The following is an 18825-nucleotide window of genomic DNA, read 5'->3' as shown; positions in this document are numbered from 1 at the left end:
TTGACGAGCCAACGACCAAACTCACCCGTCGTAAATAACTTAGAATATCTCAACAGATAACCTCTCAAGGGTCGGCTCCAACAAGTCGTTTTACCGCGTAGCACAGAGGTACTTTTACCCTTCGCGCTCACTTTCATACTGGAAGGGCAGGGCAACTCTGCTATGAAAGCTATGGTATCGCCTGGAAAAATGTTCCAGGTAAGGACTAGCTAAAACTGTTCTTCGTGTAACTACACCGAGTTCAATTTGACGGTATAGAGTCGCCGCATCTATACCGAAAACTTTTTTGAAATCAGCAGTGAGTTCAGGCAAACCTTCCTGCTCTATCTCACATTCAGCAAGAATTTTCTCAAAGAAGTAGAACCTTTCATGACGATGAGAGACTACTAGCTTCCACGCTGCACTATTCATATCATCTGCTGTATCTCTGATTTCTCTTGCAGTTGCAATTTCACACAAAATGACTGAGTTTAAGAGTTTCGATGGCTGACTACTTGCAGTTTGCCTAGCTCTGTAGTCCCAATCAAGATCACAATCTTGAGTGACTACAATTGCGTAAGGGTGAAGAACAGCATCAAAAGATAACTCTTGCTCTTTCTGTAATAGCTCACTAACAACAGGCTTGTATTGAATTACACCTGTCAAGATTTCCCCTTGCCTTAGCGAGGAACTTTTATGTGATAGTTGGTAGATAGCCCGTTCTTCCATGCAATAACTTACAAAACAATCTAAGGTTCCAAAACAATGGGTGGTCTAACTTGTGTGGCTCTCAACTTACCTCGGATACTACTTGCAGGAATCGTAGGTATACTGGCTTGAGGCAGACGATTCTTATGGAAGCGAGAAATTCCCCCTAACTCCTCACAAGCTTCTTCTAAGGCAGCTTCTGGGAGGTCTTGAATAATAAGCAAGCATTTCAGCAACAATACCAACCTGCCCGACGACAAACGATACGCATCAGTTCTAAAGGATAAAGACGCATCAGACATTATTAAATCAAAAGAAGGATATTGAATTGTGATAGGTTTTCCACTTTCTCTATCAAAAACTGTGTTGTTGAGGGCAACGCCGGATGAAGTCTGGCTATGCTTATACTGAGTCAACTGATTGGGGTTGCATGGCGTTATGGAGAGCATCTGTAATGCTCCACCTAAAGAGCCTTCCGGCAGATTGGTTGAACTGATTGAGTACGTTCCAGACATCTCCATTTCCCTCTATTTTTTGTTCTGTGTAAAAATCAGCATCAAATAAGTAGGCAATCTCATCACTGGTTTCCTGTAACTCTTTCACAGCAACAAGTCCATGAGTTAAATTAATTTGTCCATTTTCTGTCTTTAAAATTAGGTTTTTTACTACTGTCTGAATTGAAGAAGAAAGTTCTGGATCATACAGCTCTGAAGCAATATGTTTAGCAATTAACTCTGACCAGCTCTTATCCTCGATTCCAAGTTTTGAACGAACAATTAAGTCCTGATACCGTAGACCCACCCTTGTATAAAAAGACGGCTTATATATACGTTCAAAAATCGTTAAAGCTTCTTCAAGACGTTGCTTAAATTGCTCGTATCGCTCATATGAAGAAGTAGTTAGAGCAATAAAATCTTTAGTAATAGATAGATTCCATCTTTGATCTTCTGACTTAAAGCTATAGGCAACGTCATTTTGCAGCGGCAAGCCGAATTGTTGAACAATCTTTGAGATTTCTGATGGAACTTGCGCTCTGGTCGTCTCAAAAAGTGGGTAGTGAAACCTAATCTCATCCTGAAACTCAACTGGCTCTTGATGAGAGATCTTGAGTATGGGCGGAAAGCGAAATTGACAGACAACCTCTATAAGAGGGTTGCGCTTGTAAATTACACGCTCAAACTCTGGCAAATTCATCAAAATCTACTTTTTATCCTAGGGCTACCACTATAGCTCTAGGATAAATTACTGAGCTACCTCTCTACCAGAAGTTTCAATAACTTTTTACTGAGACGTGATCTAATCTAACGACAACAGCCCCGCCAATACCTTTAGAGACCCGTCTTACCGATAGCCTCCAGGTCATTGCCCCAACCAACAGCTTAAGCGGCACAACTTCTTTTCAGAGAGAAAGATTTTGCCCATCATCCTGGATCAGGTGGATCGGCAAGAAAACTGTCCGCATATCCTCAGATTGAGTTCGACTTGGCAGCCCACAGGTTCCCTGCACCAGAGTTATTTACCCTAGCATTGCCCGTGCTTTGATTGCTACACTCAATTTTCGATGCGATCGCCCTGAGCATTGCAGTAGCTAGACAGTGTTTTCCTTCAGCCTGAGCAGTTTGCATCTAAGCTAGTCTTTTAACCTACGATCGTCAAGCAAAATTCAGAATGAGAAGTTTTTCGGAATCCACTTAGCAACACCTAACGGCTCAAATCAGCGGTGGTAGATAACCTTAAACTCAGCACCAGAGGCTTTCAACCGTCTGCTGCATTTGAGTTGCTAGACTGTGCCAAGCTAACAACTGAAGTCGTCAGGTGTACCATGATAATATCAGACAAATCGTTTTGACCTTAAGGAAAATGGGACTACAGATCTCAATTTCTGACTCTATTGTGCAAGCTCTTCGCTTACCAGAACCGCGTATTGAGCAGGAATTACGTCGAGAATTAGCCATTGCGCTCTATACACAAGACATTCTCTCCTTTGGTAAAGCACGAGAATTAGCTGAGATGGATAAATACGAGTTTGGGCAACTGCTGGCTCTTCGTGGAGTAGTACGGCATTACGGTTTTACAGAATTAGATGATGATTTAAGCTATGCCCGTAGTGAGTAACACTTCGCCAATTCTCAATCTGGCGATCGTGAATCAGCTTATCCTCTTGCATCAGCAGTTTGGTGAAATTCTGGTTCCAAATGCTGTGTTAGATGAGTTGAAAGTTAGTGAAGAGCGATCGGGTTCTCAAGCAATTCGTGACGCAATTTCATCGGGTTAGATTCAGGGTCAAGAGGTAAGTAACGAACCCCTTGCTCAACTTTTGAAGCAGACACTGGATCGAGGAGAAGCTGAAGCGATCGCCCTTGCCATTGAGCTTAAGGCAGATTGGACGCTTCTGGATGAGCGTGAAGGCAGAAAAGTTGCCAAGTCTCTGGGATTGAAAGTAACGGGAGTTTTAGGAATTTTGCTTCGGGCTAAACAGCTAGGTGAGATCGAATCATTACAGCTTGTTATTGACGACTTGATAAACAAAGCTGGATTTCGGATTGCACCAGAATTATTGACTCAAATTCTGACGCAGTAGAACGTTACTGGTACAGTGGATTGCTGACTTCATAGTTCATCAAAACCTATTTCCCTAGTCTTACCATTCATGGAATCACTGAGAGCTTTTTCTGCAAGCTCGTCTAACTTCATACTCTGCGGTCGGGATAATAGTTGCTGCCATTTTATTTCATTTTCAACATCTTCGATTAATTGTTCAGCAAGTTCATCTTGCAAATAATCCGGTAAATCCCGTGCTTTTCTGAAAGCTTCTGTCAATAAATTAGTCATATATTTTAGTGTGTTTTAGCAATTTCTTTTCATTAGAATAGCATTTTGAATTAACTGCTCGTTATTTCGTTTTTATGTAGCTAGACAGCGTTTTTCTCAGCCTGGGCAGCTTACATTTGAGAGATTCTGACTTACGATCGTCCAGCAATCAGAATGAGGAGTCTTAATGTCTTCGGGTCAATTTGAGTATCGCATTCCAGCAGATTATACCGAAGTGCAGCAGTTCGGACAGGTTTTGGCACAATGCTTTAACAGTCCGCCCAATGATGAATCGGTTTACCTCAACCGAATCGGGAGCGAGAACGTTCGGATTCTCTACGATCGCGGGCGAGTGATTGGCGGGTTGGGGCTGCTGCAAATGGGGCAGTGGTACGGTGCGGCGTGTGTGCCAATGGTTGGCATTGCAGCAGTGGGAATTGCGCCCGACTATCGAGGCAAAGGGGCAGCAATCGCCCTGATGCAAAACATGCTGCAAGAACTTCACGCTCAAGGAAGGCCGCTTTCAGTTTTGTATTCGGCGGCTCAACCTCTCTACCGCAAAGCCGGGTATGAACAAGCCGGAACCCTTTGCACCTGGAAGATTGCCACCAGCAGCATTGAGCTTCGAGACGATTCAATGCCGATCGAGCCAATCTCGCTTGACCCGACTGAATTTGCCGCCCTTTATCAACAGCAAGCCCAACAAATTAACGGCTTTCTCGATCGCAATTCTGCGATTTGGCAAGGGCTGTTAGAATCTCGAAAAGACATTCCTCCTTATGCTTATCGACTGGGGACAGCCGCCCAGCCAGAAGGCTACATCATTTTTCAGCAGCAGTGTGAAGGCGATCGCTGGCGGCTGGTGGTGAAAGATTGGGTGTTGCTAACGCCTGCTGCGGTCAGACGATTTTGGTCTTTTATGGCGGCTCATCGTTCTCAAATTGAGACAATTCAGTGGCGAAGCGCTGCGATCGACACGTTAACCCTGTTTCTGCCAGAGCAAAACAATGTCAAAATTCGATCGCTGACTCGCTGGATGCTGCGAATTGTCAATGTTCGGCAAGCTCTTGAAGCCCGCAAATATCCAGCAGGCATCGCAGCAGAATTGCATTTTGAGATTCAAGACCCGTTACTGCCTGCCAATGGGGGAAAATTAATTCTGACCGTTGCCAATGGCGTTGGAACTGTGACCGATGGAGGGCGAGGAGACTTGCAGATTGAGGTCAGCAGCTTATCACCGCTTTACACTGGGTTGTTTTCTCCTCGTCAGTTACAGGGGTGCGATCGCTTAACAGCAACCGATTCTGCTTTGACGATCGCCACCCAACTATTTGCAGGATCGCCTCCCTGGATGCCTGATCATTTTTAGTTCTGGCTAGATGCCACTTTGCAAGCAGCGTCTGCACCTGACTCAGGCGGCAACAGCGCGACGACATGAGGAACCGGACGAGGTATGTAACTCATCATCGACTCACCTTGATAGGCAAGAGAGGCGCTGGCTCCCGAATCGAGCATGATCGCATCTCGCAATCCAGCTCGACTAAGCACTTCTCCAAACTTTACCGAGTTGACATAATCACCCGATACGCCGACTACCGGACGGTTTGCCCAGTCGATGCCCCAAAAGGCCCGATCGCGCTCCGCATCAAATCCATACAGTTTGCCAAAGCTTTGAGCGTCTTGAGGCAGACCGTCTTTGACCAGCCAAGCCGCCGCAACAAAAGCATCAGTTAGCCCAGGTAAGTCACTCTCCATGCCAGCCTGGGTGTTGTGCCGACTGGGATCAAAGGGAACAAACCGCACCGTGCTGGCGTTGATCAGCACCAAGGGTCGTCCTTGAATCAGAGGCAGTTCTTTAGGATTTCCGGGAATGAATTTGCCTGTGGTTTGACTGAAAATTGGGCCAATCATTTGATTAGAATCGAGAGATTTGAGCGAGAAAAAAGTCCCGTCAACCGCTGCGATCGCCCTCGTTTTAGCGATAATTTCAGGAACTTGATAGCGCTTGTCTGCGTGAATGGTGATCGGTTTGCCGCCAGACGCAAAAATTAACGGCACCTTACTGACTGTCGTGCGAGTCAGTTGAACGGGCGCATAAAAGTTTGATGAATCGCCCAAAAAGCTGAGAGCCGGCCCGCCATCAGCTTTTTCGATTACCTCTGCTAATTGAGACTGACCGATGCGATCGATCGTCAACAAATTCTCTGAATCTTCAGCAAATCGAGTTTCTTCATCATTCATCGTCCAGGCGGCTTCATATCCAGCTTGCTGAATTCCTTGCTGAACGCGATCGTCATTCTTGCCAGAAGGATAAACAAAATACTTAATCGATTGACTGAGTTCTGTTTCTAAAATGCGCTTCGACTCGACAAATTCCTGCTGAAGCTGCGCGTCTGTAGACTCTCTCAAATCGAGAGGATGAGTGAGACTATGAGACGCGATCGTCACTAATGGATCGGCTGCCATTTCTCGAAGTTGTGCCCAGCTAATGCTCGATCGCCCTTTTGTCGTGCCCATTTTAGATGGGTAAATGGCAAACGCACCGGGATATCCATACTTCTTTAATAGGGGATACACAAATCGATAATGTCCTTGATAGCCATCGTCAAAGGTCAGCACGATCGGCTTTTTGGGCAACGGAATTCCGGTCTTGAGATGTTCGACTAACTGATCTAAACTAATCGGCGTGAGGCCATTTTTTTGAATTAATTGCAGCGCTGCCTCAAACTCTTCGGGCGTGACATCAAAGAAAACTTTTTTCTCGGCAATGATGTCGTGATACATGACCACGGGAACTTTTGCCAATCGTGCCCGCCCATGAATTTGAGGGAACGGTGGGGCAGCGGTCGTATCTTTCCAAGCTGGGGCGATCGCTTCTAATTGACCGCTCACGTTTGCATCTCGAACCGAGTGATTTGCTCCACCAAGCGCCGCAGGGTTGCCCATAGAGGTCGAAGCTTGATATCCGATCGAGTTGCCTTGGCGACACAAAGGAGTCAAAGAAATATCAAAATTGGAGAGAATCGGCGAAAATCTCTTCGCAGCCAGCAGACCTACTCCTGCGGGGTTAATCAGTGATAGTTTGGGCAGCATCCCATTTGAGGTAGAAACGACGAGTGAAAGCGTCAAAACAAATAAAGGCAGGCTGATCAGCATGAAGCGGTTAAGCCTGGACTTTAGATACCCGCGTTTCAGCAGACTGAGAAATTTAGTCCAGTGGGATAGCTTCATAAATCAACGTTAGCAGCAACTCTGTTGCTAGATCTAACCGATTTTGCGGCAATCTCAAGGTGTTATGGATCACATCCCCTAAATCTCTCAATCAGCGACTGAGAGAAAGAGCTTTATTTCCTGATCATGGACTCAATCTCCTGTATTGATATTGATGTGTTGGACTGATCGGGAAGCTCAACCACAATCAAATAGCCCGAAAAATTCTGTCCACCAGCGGCGGTTAGGGCACTCAAGATCTTGGGCATATCGGCTTGCTGAAGTCGTCCCGTTTGATCATAGAGTTCTAGAGCAGAAAGACAGCCGATCGTCGGATTCCAACCCGCACTGTCTGGGTAGCGGCTGTTATTTGTGAAAAAGGTTGGCGCTTCCCCACTTCCATGCACTCGGAATAGCCCTCGACCCGCTTTCCCTGCCCAATAGCTCTGCTGCATCGAAAAATCGTTACGCCAAGCAGGAGGCAGCAGTGACTGATAGGCAGACAACCCACTGATTTGACCCGGACGATTGGGCAAAAATGCTTTCACTCCAGGCTCAAACGGAGTGAACAGCTTGACTAACGAAAAGGTGCCATAGGCTCTAAAAAACTCGGTATCGGGTTGAGGAACACTGCCCTCTAAGCGATAGATCCCCTGCGGGGTTTGCCCACGAGTGAAGACGCTGGATAAGCCATGCAGCGATCGCGTCAGCAAGGGCACTGACCACAACTGACCGTTTTGACGAACAAACTCACCCTGGCGATCTTTTAAAATCGTTTGACAGAGAACGCCGCGATCGGGTCGGCAAATCACATACATCTGAAGCTGACCAGGGGCAATTGTCCAGGTCAACAGATCCTTTAAAGGCGGTGTGACACGGGGACGATCAAGACTCTCGATCGTTTGCAGCGTCGTGAATAGAGCCGGGTGATTGCGCCATTGAGGAAAGCGTTGCTGAATGAGATCGCGCCACTGCGATCGCGTCTCGGAATCAGCACCGCCTTGCACCAATGCCGAAACTGCCATGGCAACCCACTCTGCATCAGAACTGCGCTCAAGGGTTTGTAAAAACTGCTGCTTGACACCCTCATATTGAGCAGGATTGCTGAGATAAAGCTGCGTTCCGACCTGCATTGCCATTTCAAGGGTTCGTCCTTGAGCGCTGGAGAGGTTACGGTGAGTAGTCAACGAGAGAATTTGAGCGATCGCCGCATCAACTGACGCAAGCTGAGGTTCTGTGATCGCAGTTGACCAGAGCAAATTGCGCCAATAGCGTTCGTTAGCGTCGTTGACCGGGTAGCGGCTGAGATCGTAGCGATCGGGGCGCGTTTGGTTCACCTGCTGTTCGCGCTGTTTAGCTCTGGCTGCGGCAGTAGCTTGAGGAATGGTTGTTTGCGATCGGGCAGGAAGCGCGAGAAAAACTCCTCCAACGATCAGTAGGCTAGTTGCCCGCAGCAAGAGTTTCCAGGTTTTTTGTAGTAACGTTTTTTGCGCGTTCATGTTGGTATCAAATCTTCGCGTTTAATTTCCAGCACTCAGTTGGCTGCGGCTTGTTAGTAGACGATCGCGTAGTTCAACCGGATTGAATCAAGTTTAGGGCTAGGTTGGGACAGTATAACTCAGGCGTTTGAAGCACTCCTTTTCCTCTGTTTGTCAAGAAATGTATCTGACATTAAAGACGAGTATCTAGCTCGAAAGATAATCAACTACTGTAAGCAGCTTTCTCAGACATCACTTCTCCCGACAGAACTAGGTTTCTGAGGTGAGTATAAAGATTGTTTAATTTTTGTAACACTTTATGATAGTTTGAGACTGGAGGTAGAACCGTAGTCCGAGGATGTCTTGCTTCACCTTTGGTCAGTTGAAAACTTAATGAGGTAGCCCTTCGTATGGCCATTACTATTGATTCCGCTCGTGGTATTTTCCCTGGCACCCTGTCGGCTGATGCTGTGCCAGCACTGACCGCACGATTTAACCAACTCAGCGCCGAAGATCAACTGGCGTGGACATGGTTTGCTTTCTTGGAAATGGGCAAAACAATCACGGTTGCGGCTCCAGGTGCAGCCAGTATGCAGTTTGCTGAAGGAGTTTTGAACCAAGTCAAGAAGATGACCTTTGATGAGCAGACTCAAGTCATGTGTGATCTGGCAAACCACGCTGACACGCCGCTCTGCCGTACTTATGCTACCTGGTCGCCCAACATCAAGCTAGGATTTTGGGATCAGCTTGGAAAATGGATGGAGCAGGGCGTTGTCGCGCCGATTCCGGTTGGCTACAAACTTTCAGCCAACGCCAATGCTGTTTTAGAAACTCTCAAAACCCTAGATCAAGGACAACAGATCACGGTTCTGCGGAACTCTGTTGTAGACATGGGGTTTGATGCTGGTAAACTCGGCGGCTACACCAGAGTTTCTGAGCCTGTTGTCGCGCCTAGAGAGCTGTCTCAGCGCACTCAAGTCACCATTCAAGGTCTCGACAACCCGACCGTGTTGAGCTACATGAACAACTTGAATGCCAATGACTTTGACGAACTGATCAAACTGTTTTTGGCAGATGGTGCGTTGCAGCCTCCCTTCCAGAGACCGATCGTGGGCAAAGATGCGATCATGCGGTTCTTCAAAGAAGAATGCCAGAACCTCAGTTTGCTGCCAGAGCGAGGTGTCGCTGAACCCGCAGACGATGGCTACACTCAGGTGAAAGTCACGGGCAAGGTTCAGACTCCCTGGTTTGGCGCAGCCGTTGGCATGAATATGGCTTGGCGGTTTTTGATCAACCCCGAAGGCAAAATCTTCTTCGTAGCCATTGACTTGTTAGCGTCTCCTAAAGAGCTTTTGAATCTAGTTCGTTAGGAAGCGTGGGACGAAGCGATCGCTGATGATCTCGGTGAGCGCTCTCTTAATCAGGAGCGCTCTCTTATTCTGAGCAAACGGAACAATCTTAATCAACTAACTACCGCGAAATTTTAGATTGAATCATGCAAGTGAGTGAAGCTGAGTGGACTGATGTTGAGAAGAAGGTAGCTCGAACTGCCTTTGATAAAGCTTATGAGCGAGAGATTGAGGCTTTGCTGAAACAGGTTCGAGAGCAAGCAAGCACGATCGTAGACCTGAGTAATCTCTGGCAGTTACACGATTTCTTGAGTGCTAAACGCTATGGAATCGAGGGCAAGTACGACTACCAATACGCTGGTTTGCTCTTTGTCTTTGCTGGGTTGGTCAAGGAAGGCTGGCTGCATCTGAACGAATTGGAAGGGTTGGATAAAGGCAAGCTGTCCAAAGTTGCTGCCTTATCACGGATGTAGTTTGATGACACTCGGTCTTTTTTTTCAGCGCTTTTCGGCAGCAGTGTGGAGGCGATCGCTAGTTTGCTTTTACTCGCTGGTAGGCAAAAGCTGTCATTTTCGCTACCTCAGTCTGATGTCTTAAATAGTAGGCAACTACCGAATAAATATCGGAAATCTGAAGTAAGGGATAATGTTCCCCAATTTCTGCTGCTGCCCCTTCAAGAAAAGCTGCAACAACTGTATCCAAAGTGATGCGCTCTAGCAATGCGAACAACCCCCTTTGCATCAGCTACAAGTGGAATCGTCTCAACGGTAGGGACAAGCAGCATTTTGAGATCAAGATGGTTCTAGTTTTGTCTCTACTATAAGCCCAAGCTGAATCAGTCGTCACATTTTTAGATTTTTCAGCGTGTATATCGAGCGTCATTTTGAACAAACCGAAACACAACCAATAAGACAGCCACCACCAGTAGCGGTTTTCAGCTTTTTTGTAATAACGTTTTTAACTGCGCGTCCATTGTGTTTATAGGCGAAACTAGCGATTAAACTAAGCTCTACGCCCGCAGCAATTAGGCAGTTTGAAGTGTACTAGGCTCAGGGATAGGTTCACCTTCCGTTTGCCAAGCTTCCAAGTATATTTCAATGACTTCTTCACCATTACGAATTGCTTGCTCACGAGTCATGCCATGAGTGCAAGGCATCACGACACGATCGGCAAACTCTGGAATCGTAACCAAGAAAAGCTGATCTTCGTTTGACCACTGAACAACCATACTGTACTTATTCATGAGTCCTTATTTTTCTCGTGTGCTTTACTGCTTCAACTCCTTTGATTAGCTGGTAGTTGCACTGACGATCGCTTCATCTGTGATTCTAAAATCGCACCATAAAGCGGACTCGTTGCCATCAATTCATCGTGGGTGCCTTGGGCAACCAATCGCCCTTTATCCATCAACAAAATGCGATCGGCGTTTTGAACCGTGCTAATGCGTTGAGCGATCACAAAAGCAGTGCAAGTTTTGCGACGCATCAAATCATCTAGCGCGGCTTGAATCTGAGATGCCGTTTGAGCATCGACCGCCGAAGTGCTGTCATCTAAAATTAGGATTCGATAATCGGTTAACAAGGTTCGTGCGATCGCGATCCGCTGCTTTTGTCCGCCTGACAAACCGACTCCTCGCTCTCCAACTAGGGTGTCATAGCCATCGGGCAACTCACTGATAAAGTCGTGAATTTGTGCCGTTTTTGCCACCTCAATCACCCGATCGAGCGACGCATCAGAATCCGCATAGGCAATGTTTTCGCGAATGGTGCCACTAAACAACGTCGTGGATTGAAAGACAATGCCAATCCGCGATCGTAAACTGGCTAACGTAAAATCTCGCACGTCTCGCCCATCAATCCGCACTGAGCCTGACCTGACATCATAAAAGCGCGGAATCAGATTCATAATGGTGCTTTTGCCAGAACCTGTCATGCCGAGAATGGCAATCAGTTCGTTGGGCTTGGTTTCAAACGAAACTTCTTTGAGCGCTTCGATCGTCGCACCCGGATATCGAAATGAGACATTCTCGAAGGTGATTCTGCCGCCACATTGCTCAAACGGGATTGCACCGCGACGATCGCGAATATCAATTTCAGTGTCTACGACTTCATAGACTCGTTTGGCAGAAGCAGCGGCTTGCGCGATCGCGGGTGCCGCAAATCCAATTAGCAAAATTGGCTGAAGAATAAACAAAAGATAGGAGTTAAACGCGACTAGCTCTCCGATCGAAAAGCGTTGATTAATCACTTCTGCTCCACCATATCCGACGACTGCCAGCGTGATTAAATTACTCAATAAAAAGATGATTGGAAATGTGCCGCGAATGGCGCGAATCGTTTTCATGTTCGCAGTCACCAGCTCATTGTTTAGCATTGTGTAGCGCGATAGCTCTGTCGATTCGCGCACAAACGCTTTGACGACTCGCACCCCTTGCAAATTTTCTTGCAGCACTGCATTTAAGTCACCTAACTGTTCTTGCACTTGCCCAAACAAGGTGCTGTTTTTGCTAAAAAATTGTGCCAGCAGCCAGCCCGCGATCGGCACTACTGTCAGCGTAATCAGCGCTAATCGCCAATTCATCACGAGCAAAATTGTAGAGATCGTCACTAAAGTCACGATCGCGCCCAGAACTTGAATAAAACTGGTGCCCACAAAGGTGCGAATTTGTTCGATATCACTGGTGACGCGGGTGAGCAATTGCGAGGTTTGCGCCTGGTCGTGATAGCTAAAGCTGAGATTTTGAATTTTGCTAAAAATCTGATTGCGTAACTGGTAGGCAACGCCTTGCGACGCGGCTTCTGCCCAAAAACTCTGCCCAAAGTTAAACAAGCCCCGCGCGATCGCCGCGACGACCATCCAGCCTGCACTTTGCAGTGCGATCGACAGGTTTTTTGGAGTGATGCCCTGGTCAATGCCCCAGCGAAAGAGTTGCGGAGTGATGGCGTTGGCAACCGTCAGCAGCAGCAGACTCACGAAAGCGCCGATCGCTGCAAATCGATAGTCTTTTAAGCTCTTTAAGACGCGACGCAGTGAGACCATAGGCGCATCTTCGGGTCTGGGTGAATTATTCATAGCGGGGCAGTTTTAGGATCGTGGATTAAATCATATCGGTTATTTGCAATGGTAACGGGCGGCAGTGCCATGCCCTTACACAAATTCCGGCTTTATCTAATTCCCAATCCTTATAACCTGGAACCTGGCTTCTCGATCGCGATCAGTTTTGCAATTTATCTAACATGGGTTATGGTCTATTGAAATGGCTGCTGAAATGGGTGAAGTTGCCTAACGGCTTATTTTGCTCACAAACTGCTGCCAAACGCTCGATTTCTTAATCACTTGTGGCGTTTCAGGAGGCTTCGGTTCGTGAAGATAACGGTAGTGTTCCCAAATCTGCCAGTAGGGGCAACCGGGCTGAATGCGAATTCCCGCCCAGTGTAAATATTGCAGGGGTTGGTCAACGCTGGGGTCGATCAGGCAATCGCCATCTACTACAAAATGTGAACTGCCTGCCCAGTTACCCGGTGCGCCATTGGGTCTGCGAATGATATTAAACCGACGAGCAATGCGCTTGAGAATCATGTAGTTGATGATAGGCTGATCTGAGGTTTTTTGAGAAAAGTCAAAATATTCAGGGTGAGCCGCGCATTCTGCAAATGTATCGTAGAGATCTTGTTCAGAAATCAAGCCTTTCTTAGATGCCCAAAAGCCACCATTAAAAATATCTTTAAGTTCGTTTTCGGTGAAGAGATTATCTTCAACAACTTTAGGAGTAAATACGTTTTTGATGCCACCTAAATGCTGATAATCACAAGAGAGAAAATCGTATTCAGAGAAGTAATTTAAGTTGTCAATCAGTTTTTCAAAAACAACTATATCGGTGTCGATATACAGGAACTCGTCAAACTCACCGAACCAACAAGCTTGCTTACGAAATTGATTGGGTCGCGCAAAAAAATCACCGCCAAAGATCTCGTGTAATCGATTCGATAAGCGATCGATAAACTCCAAATCCTCATATACGCGCACTCCATGTCGTTCTTTGAGAATCGCTGCAACCTGGTGATAATTGTCATCATAGGGAATGAGCACGATCGGGATTTCTAAATCATGAACCCGAATGCTGTTAACCAACGCGATCGCGTGGTCGGTTACTTTGTCATTTGCAGTAATATAAATGCCGCGGCTCATAATGAAATTCCTTGTCTTGCTAACTGAAGTTTTTGAAGAATTCGATTGATGAAACGATTGGTTAAGGCAGGTCGATTCTCAGGTTCATGCAGATAGCGGTAATGCAAAAAGATGTCTTGATAGGGAAAGTCGATCGTTTTTCCTGCACAAAGTTGGCTAAATAAACTAGATGCCAATCCAATGTAATGCAGATAAGTTAGCCGATTGCCTTGATCGTAGAGCAAATGATCGCGTTCTTTAAAGTGCAGCGATGTGACACAACAACCCGTGCTTTGATCAGCAGGTAACTCTAAAGCAAAGTTATAAATTGAGCGGTTTGAGCGCATCATCATATAGTTCACGATCGTTTGGTCTGGAGCTTTTGAATAGAGAAGCTCAACTTCTCCATGAGATAGGTTTTTGAGCAGTCGATCGAGATCTTCTTGGCTAAATATTCCCCGTTTTGACCCATATAGACCAGCGCAAAAAATTTCGGAACTAATACGATCGCGCGTGAAGGTTTCTAACAGCTTCTCAGACCCTACGTTATAGACATGGGTTGGATCTTTGTACTGAAAATCATACACAACACAATCGGATTGACTGAGTTGGTTAAAAATCGGTTCCAGTGAGTTTAAAACTAGAATATCTGCATCTAAATAAATAAAGTTTTCAAACATGCCTTCAAAAGCACAAAAACGGCGATGCATTCCCATGCGATAAACCTCTAGCACACCATTTTTTCGCCAGGTGTCTTTGATGATTGGATGAGTTTCCCAAACTTCTCTCACAAAGGTTTCCCATCGATCGATGCACGCTTGATCTTCAAATAGAAAAACGTTTTCTCGTGTTTGAATCTCTTGACGAATTTTATCTAACCGATCGTCATAAGGGAGAATGCAGACTGGAAATAAATCTCCTGCATTGACTTCGATGCTGTTTAGCAGCGCCACAAGCTGATCATAAACCACATCATTAGCGAGAATATAAATACCGTTTTTCATTATCGAAGTTACGCAAAGTTTTTAGAAAAATTCGATACCCATTCCATGAGATTTAACTTGTGCAAAATGATTTGTCTTGCCTCTGCGATCGCGTCTTTTGCTTCATGCCAAGCGTCTGGCGTAGCAGTCACTTCTTGAATATATTGCAATCCTTTTTCATCTAAACTAGGAAGCCGAAGATAACTCCCTGGAGGTAATAGTTTATCGGCTGCGGAACCTCCATAGTAAATTGGCAAACACCACGACAGTAAGGAATCCCATAGCTTTTCACTAACATACCAATCATTGTCAGCATAGTTCTCGATCGACAAGTTGTAATAGTAGGGAGCCATGCCATACCATTTATTGCCGATCGCGCCTTTTGAGTCTGCCCAATCTGGCAAATCTCGTCCATAAAAATCGATGTCTAGCTGACTCGATCGCAGCAGTTTCAAAAAGTCTAATCGTTTGCGATGATTGGCAGTGCGGTTAATGCCTGATGTAATCCAGCTACAAGGCTTTTTTTTCTCTGGAATATGCCGTTCTGCTAAGTCGTGAAAGGGATTGGTCACATACCAAATTGCAGGCATAAAGTCGGGGACGGGCGCAAAGTCATCAGGCCCCGAAATGTGTCCACAATAAGGTTTTGCTTTCTCATAAAAGTCGATATTTTTTTGGACAACTTCCTCTAAAGGAGGTTCTCGCATTAGAAAAATAGTACGCTCTTGAGGAACTCCACGCAGTTTGGCTTGCAGCGATCGCGTCTCTTTTTCATAGCGTTTCTGTTGACGCTGCGCGTTTAACCAATTTGTATTTTGGGGCACTTCTGGAAAAGAATTAAAGTTATAAAGCAGCAAAAAATCTGGTTTTTCAGCTTTTGCCAACATTTGAACATTGCCCCAAACTCCAAACGGGTGAGGAGTTTGTTGCCAAAGCCAATCAACTGGGCTAGGGTTTAGTCCGCTATAGCTACTAATCATTCCAACAATCTTTTTAGTCATATATCCAGTCTTATTTATGAGTTTAAATTTATGGTCGTAGGTCGCATCTTTTCATCTACATAGCTCAAAATCTTTTCAATGCGATTTTCCCAAGAAAACTGTTGTCCAAATTCAATATTTTCTGCATATCCTTCAATCTTTCGAGGATATCTTTTGAGAGCAGATTGAAGACAATCTGAGAACTGGATCGGATCATCTGGCTCACACCAATCCATCGCTAAGTGAGGCAATTTGAATTCCAGCAAAGGCACGATCGTGGTCGCTACGATCGGCGTTCCAGACGCAATATATTGAAAAAACTTAACGGGATTCGTAAAATCGGCTTCCTTCCCAGAGCAGTGAGGATGCGCCAAAACATCAGCCGCTTGAAACAAACTCACTAATCGTTGACGAGGCAAAATCCAGCCTAAGAATGTGATGTTCTCAACGCCTTTTTGCTGAGAAAGTTCTCGATAAGCGTCAACTTGAAAATCTGTGCCGCCAGTCACTACAAACTGAATTTCAGGCAACTCTTTAGCAACCTCAATTAAAAGGTCAACACCTTTAAATCGATAGAGCGCTCCAGAGTAAACAACTAACTGGTTTCTTCCATCTTTTAATAATTCTCGCCGCCAACTTTCAGCCTCTTGAGGTTGTCTAATTAAGAACGATCGCTCAAATCCATTATGGAGCGCAACGGCTTTTTCTGGTGGCATTCCGCACCGCACTAGGTTTTCTTGCGTCAGTTTAGATTGGGTAATCGCAACTTGAAACAAAGGACTCGAAACAATCTCTTTTTCAAACGGAGTTTCTTGGTAATAGTGAGCCTCATAAATCACCGGAATCTTATTTTTAATAGCAGCTTTGGCAAAGTTCCAATTGCGAGTATGAACTAACTTTATTGTTGGCAGAATATGAATTGGCAAATAATATTTACAAACGATCGTGCTGGAGTTTGTGAGTTTGTCAGAGGTGTGATCGGATAACCAGGGCATCGGAAGTGGAGCAATGTTTAAATGCTCTTGAGTGTCATAAAACTCTGCAAAAGCTCGATCGGGTTTCTGTAGTTTGAACGGAGCCATCCACGCGATCGGATTATATCTACCTAATGTTTGATCAGGGTAAGTCAACACTGCCGAATAACCAAGATTTGCAGCCGCATTTGCACACAAAACATCGTGAATTTCATGAGCCGTATCTGGCTTAAGCGACAAATGATTTGAGAAGAAAAGATAATGCTTTTTCAAAATAATCTCCTCTATTCTGCGGTGACTTGCTGAGTGCAAATCGGCTGCTCATTTTCTGAAAACTGCATCGTGTAAAGACGGGCATATAGCCCCTGTCTCTGCAACAAACTCTCGTGATTGCCCACTTCGACAACCTGACCTTTATCAAGCACCGCAATCTGATCTGCTTTCTGAACGGTTGAGAGACGGTGAGCAATCACCAGCGTGGTGCGATCGCGGCTCAATTCATCCAGAGCTTGCTGCACGAGTCGCTCAGAAACGGTGTCAAGCGCACTCGTTGCTTCGTCGAGAATCAAAATATCAGGGTCACGCAGTAGCGCCCGCGCGATCGCCAGACGTTGACGCTGACCGCCCGACAACATTACGCCGCGATCGCCGATCGCAGTATCAAACCCTTGAGGCAAGTTGACAATAAATTCGTAAGCGTTAGCGCGTTTTGCGGCTTCGACAATCTGCTGATCGGTGACTTGCTCACAGGCATAAGCGATGTTGTTACGCACCGAGTCGTTAAACAGAAACGTATCTTGACTGACGATGCCCATTGACTGACGAAGCGATCGCACGTCTAAATCTCGGAGGTCGCGATCGTCGATCATGATCCGTCCGCGAATGGGGTCATAAAATCTGGGCAGTAAGTCTGCGATCGTAGACTTTCCTGCCCCGGATGAACCGACTAACGCCAACGTTGTTCCTTTGGGCAACCACAGATCGATTTGGTCTAATACCAACCCTTCATAACCAGGGTAAGCAAACGAAAGTCCCTCAAATCGGATGCCCTCTTGCAGACGCTGATAGGGCTGAGTGCCCAGACTCATAAACGGCTTATTGTCACGGCGCAGAAAATCATGCACCACTGCAACGCTAGGAGCCGCCCCCGCAAATCCGCCCCGAATTCCGTTCAACTGCGAGACAAATGGCAAAAGACGAAACAAAATCAGTAAATAAGTCAGCAGCACCGTCGATAGCGATGCAAGCTGAGTTGCAAAGAACATTCGACCGAGAATGACGATCGCTAGCACTGTTAAAATTCCTGCCATTTCGTTAACAGGTGCGATTAAGGCAGTGTTAGCTTGAGCGTTAAATTCTGCTTTTTCACGATCGTGAATCAGGTCTTCTATTCGCTGATATTCTCGCAATTCGTTGCCCGTAGCTTTGACCAATCGCATCCCGTTGAGAATCTCTAACAGTCTGATGGAATATTCGCGTGAGGAATCAGATAGCTGTTGTCCAAATTTTTTGGCTCTAACCACAAAATAGTGATTGGCAATCGACACAAACAGCAACAGCACCGTAGACACTACCGTTAATTGCCACGAGATCGCCAGTAATAACGCCACAAATACCAAAATAGTAATAGCAGTGGTCAAAAGTTGAATTGCAATTCGGATTGCATTCGCAGCTAACCCAACTTCACCACCGAGACGATTAATTAAATCGCCGACTTTAGTTTTAGCGTAGAAATCTAAATCGACTTCTAAAAGCAGTTTTAGCGCTTCTTGACGAATCTCGTTGACCAGCGATCGCGATAAATGACTCGATGCCAAAGTGCTGGCATAAGTGGTGACATTTTTGAGGGCGATCGCAATTAAGATTACGCCCATCATCAACAGCAAATTCGAGTTGTTTCCCCCGCTCAAAGCCGAGAAAATGGGATGTAAAACGGGCGGTACTCCTTTAAGACTAATGTCTTGCCCTAAAAATCCCAAAATCACTGGCACGATCAGAACGGTGCTGACTCCATTAAACAGCGCTCCTGAAAATCCAAGAACGATCGTGAGAGCCACCCAAATCGGGTGCTGAAGGGCAAATTTTAGGAGTAGTTTGTTAGGAGACATGCGAGATTTTGAAAGACTTTGAATCTTGCTCCCCTCGCCTGTGGGAGACGGGCTGGGGGTGAGGGTCTTAAGTTTAGT

17 protein-coding genes and 1 pseudogene are annotated in these 18825 nt (G+C 45.9%); 6 read left to right on the top strand and 12 right to left on the bottom strand.

Going from position 1 to position 18825, the window contains the following annotated elements:
* Positions 1-114: 114 nt before the first annotated feature.
* Both C7B65_RS09930 and C7B65_RS09920 read right to left on the bottom strand, forming a co-directional pair.
* Positions 115-645, bottom strand: coding sequence for a hypothetical protein (locus C7B65_RS09930; protein WP_244913191.1), 531 nt, complete (start codon positions 643-645; stop codon positions 115-117).
* Between the two features lie 444 nt (positions 646-1089).
* Positions 1090-1881 carry a TIGR04255 family protein gene (locus C7B65_RS09920; RefSeq protein WP_073071180.1) on the bottom strand — a complete coding sequence of 264 codons (792 nt, stop codon included), beginning with the start codon at positions 1879-1881 and terminating at the stop codon, positions 1090-1092.
* 666 nt (positions 1882-2547) lie between these two features.
* Here C7B65_RS09920 and C7B65_RS09915 point away from each other — a divergent pair.
* A complete protein-coding gene (locus tag C7B65_RS09915; protein WP_073071178.1) occupies positions 2548-2802 on the top strand; it encodes a UPF0175 family protein in 255 nt (84 codons plus the stop codon).
* Positions 2786-3268, top strand: a pseudogene (locus C7B65_RS29825) (PIN domain-containing protein). Before C7B65_RS09915 ends, C7B65_RS29825 begins: the two are co-directional and overlap by 17 nt.
* A gap of 29 nt (positions 3269-3297) precedes the next feature.
* On the opposite strand, the gene C7B65_RS09905 reads toward C7B65_RS29825, so the two are convergent.
* On the bottom strand, positions 3298-3519 hold the full coding sequence (locus tag C7B65_RS09905) for a hypothetical protein (protein ID WP_073071176.1): 222 nt from the start codon (positions 3517-3519) through the stop codon (positions 3298-3300).
* Between the two features lie 166 nt (positions 3520-3685).
* Here C7B65_RS09905 and C7B65_RS09900 point away from each other — a divergent pair, with 166 nt between their 5' ends.
* Positions 3686-4867 (top strand): GNAT family N-acetyltransferase, encoded by a 1182-nt coding sequence (locus tag C7B65_RS09900; protein ID WP_073071174.1) that lies wholly within the window; start codon positions 3686-3688, stop codon positions 4865-4867.
* Here C7B65_RS09900 and C7B65_RS09895 read toward each other — a convergent pair.
* Together C7B65_RS09895 and C7B65_RS09890 are read right to left on the bottom strand one after the other, a co-directional pair.
* On the bottom strand, positions 4864-6729 hold the full coding sequence (locus C7B65_RS09895) for a polysaccharide deacetylase family protein (RefSeq protein ID WP_073071173.1): 1866 nt from the start codon (positions 6727-6729) through the stop codon (positions 4864-4866). The genes C7B65_RS09900 and C7B65_RS09895 overlap by 4 nt on opposite strands.
* A 113-nt stretch (positions 6730-6842) precedes the next feature.
* Entirely contained in the window at positions 6843-8207 is a 1365-nt protein-coding gene (locus C7B65_RS09890; protein WP_223257354.1) for a hypothetical protein, read from the bottom strand.
* 389 nt (positions 8208-8596) lie between these two features.
* Here C7B65_RS09890 and C7B65_RS09885 point away from each other — a divergent pair, with 389 nt between their 5' ends.
* Both C7B65_RS09885 and C7B65_RS09880 read left to right on the top strand, forming a co-directional pair.
* Positions 8597-9556: an orange carotenoid-binding protein gene (locus C7B65_RS09885; protein ID WP_073071171.1), complete on the top strand. Its 960-nt coding sequence runs from the start codon at positions 8597-8599 to the stop codon at positions 9554-9556.
* A 125-nt stretch (positions 9557-9681) separates the two neighbouring features.
* Positions 9682-10008 carry a hypothetical protein gene (locus tag C7B65_RS09880; protein WP_073071169.1) on the top strand — a complete coding sequence of 109 codons (327 nt, stop codon included), beginning with the start codon at positions 9682-9684 and terminating at the stop codon, positions 10006-10008.
* A 551-nt stretch (positions 10009-10559) separates the two neighbouring features.
* Here C7B65_RS09880 and C7B65_RS09870 read toward each other — a convergent pair.
* Both C7B65_RS09870 and C7B65_RS09865 read right to left on the bottom strand, forming a co-directional pair.
* Positions 10560-10778 (bottom strand): type II toxin-antitoxin system HicB family antitoxin, encoded by a 219-nt coding sequence (locus tag C7B65_RS09870; protein WP_073071166.1) that lies wholly within the window; start codon positions 10776-10778, stop codon positions 10560-10562.
* A 32-nt stretch (positions 10779-10810) separates the two neighbouring features.
* The gene (locus tag C7B65_RS09865) at positions 10811-12607 is read right to left on the bottom strand and encodes an ABC transporter ATP-binding protein (RefSeq protein WP_073071164.1); all 1797 of its coding nucleotides are present in this window, start codon (positions 12605-12607) and stop codon (positions 10811-10813) included.
* 48 nt (positions 12608-12655) lie between these two features.
* Here C7B65_RS09865 and C7B65_RS29240 point away from each other — a divergent pair, with 48 nt between their 5' ends.
* The gene (locus C7B65_RS29240) at positions 12656-12790 is read left to right on the top strand and encodes a hypothetical protein (protein WP_280523176.1); all 135 of its coding nucleotides are present in this window, start codon (positions 12656-12658) and stop codon (positions 12788-12790) included.
* A gap of 27 nt (positions 12791-12817) precedes the next feature.
* Here C7B65_RS29240 and C7B65_RS09860 read toward each other — a convergent pair whose 3' ends face one another.
* Genes C7B65_RS09860 through C7B65_RS09840 form a run of 5 tightly spaced genes read right to left on the bottom strand, consistent with a single transcriptional unit; the run spans position 12818 to position 18747 of the window.
* Positions 12818-13723, bottom strand: a complete 906-nt coding sequence (locus tag C7B65_RS09860; RefSeq protein WP_073071162.1) for an Npun_R2821/Npun_R2822 family protein — start codon at positions 13721-13723, stop codon at positions 12818-12820.
* The gene (locus tag C7B65_RS09855; RefSeq protein ID WP_073071160.1) at positions 13720-14706 is read right to left on the bottom strand and encodes an Npun_R2821/Npun_R2822 family protein; all 987 of its coding nucleotides are present in this window, start codon (positions 14704-14706) and stop codon (positions 13720-13722) included. Before C7B65_RS09855 ends, C7B65_RS09860 begins: the two co-directional genes overlap by 4 nt.
* An 8-nt stretch (positions 14707-14714) precedes the next feature.
* Positions 14715-15686 (bottom strand): glycosyltransferase family 10 domain-containing protein, encoded by a 972-nt coding sequence (locus C7B65_RS09850; protein WP_073071158.1) that lies wholly within the window; start codon positions 15684-15686, stop codon positions 14715-14717.
* Positions 15687-15700: 14 nt separating this feature from the next.
* Positions 15701-16912, bottom strand: a complete 1212-nt coding sequence (locus C7B65_RS09845) for a glycosyltransferase family 4 protein (protein WP_073071156.1) — start codon at positions 16910-16912, stop codon at positions 15701-15703.
* 11 nt (positions 16913-16923) lie between these two features.
* Positions 16924-18747, bottom strand: a complete 1824-nt coding sequence (locus C7B65_RS09840; RefSeq protein WP_073071154.1) for an ABC transporter ATP-binding protein — start codon at positions 18745-18747, stop codon at positions 16924-16926.
* Positions 18748-18825 lie beyond the last annotated feature (78 nt).

This window comes from Phormidesmis priestleyi ULC007 (assembly GCF_003003695.1).
GTDB classification, from domain to species: domain Bacteria; phylum Cyanobacteriota; class Cyanobacteriia; order Leptolyngbyales; family Leptolyngbyaceae; genus Phormidesmis_A; species Phormidesmis_A priestleyi_A.
This window is presented reverse-complemented; position numbering and strand designations above follow the sequence as displayed.